Source organism: Aedoeadaptatus nemausensis (assembly GCF_903819165.1).
GTDB lineage: Bacteria > Bacillota > Clostridia > Tissierellales > Peptoniphilaceae > Aedoeadaptatus > Aedoeadaptatus nemausensis.
Map to the genome: position 1 here is coordinate 1 of NZ_CAIJCS010000040.1, position 747 is coordinate 747.

At 34.8% G+C, this 747-nt stretch carries 1 pseudogene; it reads left to right on the plus strand.

Annotated elements, in window-relative coordinates:
• Nucleotides 1-92 precede the first annotated feature (92 nt).
• A pseudogene (locus PEPTYR26121_RS08565) lies at nucleotides 93-747 on the plus strand (DNA polymerase); the annotation flags it as partial.

Consider the following 747-nt stretch of genomic DNA (forward strand, 5'->3'; position numbering starts at 1 on the left):
AGAACTAGATAGAGATATCAGAAAAATAGAAAAACAAATAAAAGAAGATAGAAAAAATAATTTAGCAGAATTAACAAAGCTTAGTGATAGCTATGAAGAGATTGTCCATAGATCTTGAGACCTATTCTTCAGTTGACTTAGGCAAAAGTGGTGTATACAAATATGCCGAGAGTGAGGATTTTGAAATCCTCCTCTTTGCCTATTCTATTGATGATGGAGAAGTTAAGGTAGTAGATTTGGCAAGTGGAGAGGTTATTCCTGAAGAAATATTATCAGCACTTAGTGATAAGAGTATAGAGAAGTGGGCCTTTAATGCGAACTTTGAAAGGGTGTGTCTATCTAGGTTTTTAGGTAAGAGACTAAAACCTCAAGGTTGGTATTGCACCATGATTTGGTCAGCCTATATAGGGTTACCTCTATCCCTTGAAAAAGTAGGAGAAGTTTTAAAACTAGATAAGCAAAAGATGAATGAAGGCAAGGCTCTTATAAGATATTTTTCTATTCCATGTAAACCAACTAAAACCAATGGTATGAGGACAAGAAATCTACCCCATCACGATTTAGAAAAGTGGTCTACCTTTAAGGAATATAACCAAAGAGATGTGGAAACCGAAATGGCAATTAAGAAAAAGCTATCAGCCTTTCCAATGCCTCATTCAGAATGGGAAAACTACTGGATAGACCAAAACATCAACGATAGAGGAATCTTAATTGATGAAGTTTTAGTTGATTCAGCTATTAAATTTG